A 2,974-nucleotide genomic window follows, 5' to 3' on the forward strand; every position below is an offset into this window, starting at 1 on the left:
TGATCGCCGGCGGGCTCTACCTGGCGCGCCCCCGGACGCAGGCGCCGGCGCCGCCGGTGGTGGTCGCGGTAGCGCCCAGCCCATCCCTCCCCACGCCGGCCCCGCCGCCTGTGGTCAAGGCTGCGGCGCAGACCAAGCCGCGGGTCGGAGCGCGCGCCCAGGCCGCTCCCCGGGCAGCGGTGGCGGCCGCGCGCCTGCCCCAGTTCCCGGCGCCGCAGGCCCTGAGCGAGCAGGACCGCCTGCTGCTGGCCTACGTGCACTCCCAGCCCCAAGCCGCGGCCCAGCAGGCCAAGACCAGCGGCCAGCCCATGGCCGAGATCAAGATCGACCCGCTGGAGATCTCGCCGCTGAATCCCGACGGCAACCAGCCGGCCCCGGTACGCTAGAGATCAAACAAGGAGGAAATGATGAACCGAACGATCCTGAAGTGGTTGGTGATGGCGGCTGTGGCCTTCCTGCTCTGGCCGGCGGTCGCGGCGGCGCAGGAAAGCAAGCCCGAGGTCAAGCCGGAGCCCGCGGTCTATCGCCTGGATTACGTGATCCAGGAGCTGGACAACGGCAAACGCATCAACGAGCGCCGGTACTTCGTAAGCACGCAAGCGGGGCGCCATGGCTGCCAGGTGCGCGTGGGCCGGCAGGTGCCGGTGGCCGCGGACTCCACCGTCTCGGGCGACCAAAAACACATCCAGTACATGTCCGTCGGGATGAACCTGGACTGCAGCCTGCGCGAGCAGGACAACGGGGTGGTGCTGGAGACCTCGGTGGAGATGAGCAGCGTGGTCACCGGCGGTGAGCTGGCCCTGCCGGGCGCTCCGGTCACCCGCCAGGCGCGTGCCTCCATCACCTCGGTGCTGACCCCGGGCAAGCCCACCATCATCGGCACTCTCGATGACGTGGACTCCACCCGCAGCTACCAGATCGAGGTCACGGCCACCAGGATGAAGTGAGGCCCCACCCGGCTCAGCGCGGCGCTGGCGGGTCAAACCCCAGCGCCGCCAGCGCCTTGCCCAACTGCTGGTCGATGTCGATGTCCTTGTACACCACGAAGCGGGCGTGCCGCGCCTCGGGAGGCTCAGGCCCGCTCTTGCGCCCCGCCAGGATCACGATGGGGATGGAGGCCGTCTGCGGCCGCGCCTGCAGCGCCGCGATCAGCTCTCCGCCGCTCATCTGGGGCATCTGCAGGTCGGTGATGATCAGGCTGGGCTCGAGGTGGGTCAGCATCTCCAGCGCCTCCACCCCGTCGGTCGCGCTCTCCACCTCGAAGCCGCAATCCTCCAGGAAGCGGCAGACGGTATGGCGGATCAGCATGGAGTCGTCCACAACCAGGGCCAGGCGCGGCATGAGGGTCTTCACCTTCCTGGGGAGGCGCCCAAGGTAGCAGACCCGCCGCGCGCCCCACAAGGCACGGAGGTAACCTGCGGGGCGCACATCGGGTCAGGGACCATCGGGGCCGGAAGGGACCAAAGCGGCTCAGCCTTCGTCGGTGCCGGTGCGCTCTTCGTTGGCCATGTCCTTGAACTCGCTGGCTTCAAAGACCTCGCCACATTCCAGGCACTCCACGAACTCGGATTTCTTTTCCCGAGTCACGACGCGCACGCGCGGGTGCTTACACGGATCCATGCCGACTCTCTTCCCTGTGGGAGACTCGAGGCGGGGCGAGCCGGACCCGAAGATCGGGTCGTGGGTTCGGGGCTGGGGAACCATCACCTGGACGCATATCCGGAACTGCAGCCGGAAACTTGCCGGTATTCTAGCCCGCAGGCAAAGGAAGTCAAGTGCTCAGCTTCGGGCCCCTGAGTCGAATTCCGACCTTCCCCGCCGTATATACCTAACCTGCTCAGCCCATAAGACTTACCGTTGACTGGCCAATTCCCACCGTTCAGCCGATAGTGTTGCTTTCCACCCTCCCCTGCATCTAAAATCATATACGACCGAAACAGTCGGGTATAGCCGGCGGTACACCATGCTGAAGCTGACCAAGAAGGCGGACTACGGCTTGATCGCCATGAAGCACCTGGCGGAGCATGCCAGCGAGGGCTCGTGCAGCGCCAAGGACCTGGCCGAGGCCTATGGCATCCCCCAGGAGGCGCTGGCCAAGATCCTGCAGAGGCTGGTGCGCGGCAGGTTGCTCATCTCGCACCACGGGACCAACGGCGGCTACGTGCTGGCCCGCGACGCCCGCTCCATCAGCGCCTTCGAGGTCATCAAGGCCATCGACGGCCAGCTCTTCATCACCTCCTGCTTCAAGGTGGATGGCGAGTGCGAGCAGAGCCCGCGCTGCACCGTGCGCGAGCCCCTGCGCATGGTCAACGAGAGCATCCAGCAGGTGCTGGAGCGCATCTCCATCGCCGACATGGCCCGCGACGCCGCCCGCCAGCGCCGCGCCCTGGAAGTGGAAGAGAAACCGGTGCCGGCGGAATTGGTCACGCTGGCTTGAAGATCGCGCGGCCCACGCGGCCGCCAGGCATTCGAAGGAGCGGATATGAGCACGAATCAGGAACACAGCGGCAACCACCAGCCCCCCGCCGGGGTCAAGCTCCCCGTCTACATGGATAACCACGCCACCACCCCCATCGACCCGCGGGTGCTGCAAGAGATGCTGCCCTACTTCACCGAGAAGTTCGGCAACGCCGCCAGCCGCAACCACGAGTTCGGGTGGCAGGCCGAGGCCGGCGTGGAAGAGGCCCGCGAGCGCATCGCCAAGCTGGTGGGCGCCACCTCCAAGGAGATCATCTTCACCTCCGGCGCCACCGAGAGCGACAACCTCGCCATCAAGGGGGTCGCGGAGATGTACAAAGAAAAGGGCAATCACATCATCACGGCGGTCACCGAGCATAAGGCGGTGCTCGACACCTGCAAGCGCCTGGAGAAGTACGGCTATCGCGTGACCTACCTGCCGTTACAAAAAGATGGGCTGATTGACCTGGATGACCTCAAGCGCGCCCTGGACGACAAGACCATCCTGGTCACCATC

General features: G+C 66.4%; 6 protein-coding genes. 4 read left to right on the forward strand and 2 right to left on the reverse strand.

From position 1 onward, the window contains the following. Together VEG08_02925 and VEG08_02930 are read left to right on the forward strand one after the other, a co-directional pair. A partial coding sequence (locus tag VEG08_02925) for a hypothetical protein (protein HXZ26934.1) occupies nucleotides 1-386 on the forward strand: 386 nt, incomplete at its 5' end. Nucleotides 387-404: 18 nt separating this feature from the next. Next, nucleotides 405-947 carry a hypothetical protein gene (locus VEG08_02930; GenBank protein ID HXZ26935.1) on the forward strand — a complete coding sequence of 181 codons (543 nt, stop codon included), beginning with the start codon at nucleotides 405-407 and terminating at the stop codon, nucleotides 945-947. Nucleotides 948-960: 13 nt separating this feature from the next. Here the strand turns inward: VEG08_02930 and VEG08_02935 are convergent, their stop codons facing one another. Continuing rightward, nucleotides 961-1,341, reverse strand: a complete 381-nt coding sequence (locus tag VEG08_02935) for a response regulator (GenBank protein ID HXZ26936.1) — start codon at nucleotides 1,339-1,341, stop codon at nucleotides 961-963. 129 nt (nucleotides 1,342-1,470) lie between these two features. Then, entirely contained in the window at nucleotides 1,471-1,620 is a 150-nt protein-coding gene (locus VEG08_02940; protein HXZ26937.1) for a hypothetical protein, read from the reverse strand. Between the two features lie 343 nt (nucleotides 1,621-1,963). On the opposite strand from VEG08_02940, the gene VEG08_02945 reads away from it, so the two are divergent. Both VEG08_02945 and VEG08_02950 read left to right on the forward strand, forming a co-directional pair. After that, a complete protein-coding gene (locus VEG08_02945) occupies nucleotides 1,964-2,437 on the forward strand; it encodes an SUF system Fe-S cluster assembly regulator (protein HXZ26938.1) in 474 nt (157 codons plus the stop codon). 45 nt (nucleotides 2,438-2,482) lie between these two features. Further along, on the forward strand, nucleotides 2,483-2,974 hold a 492-nt coding region (locus VEG08_02950; protein HXZ26939.1), incomplete at its 3' end, for an aminotransferase class V-fold PLP-dependent enzyme.

This window comes from Terriglobales bacterium (assembly GCA_035624475.1).
GTDB lineage: Bacteria > Acidobacteriota > Terriglobia > Terriglobales > Acidobacteriaceae > DASPRL01.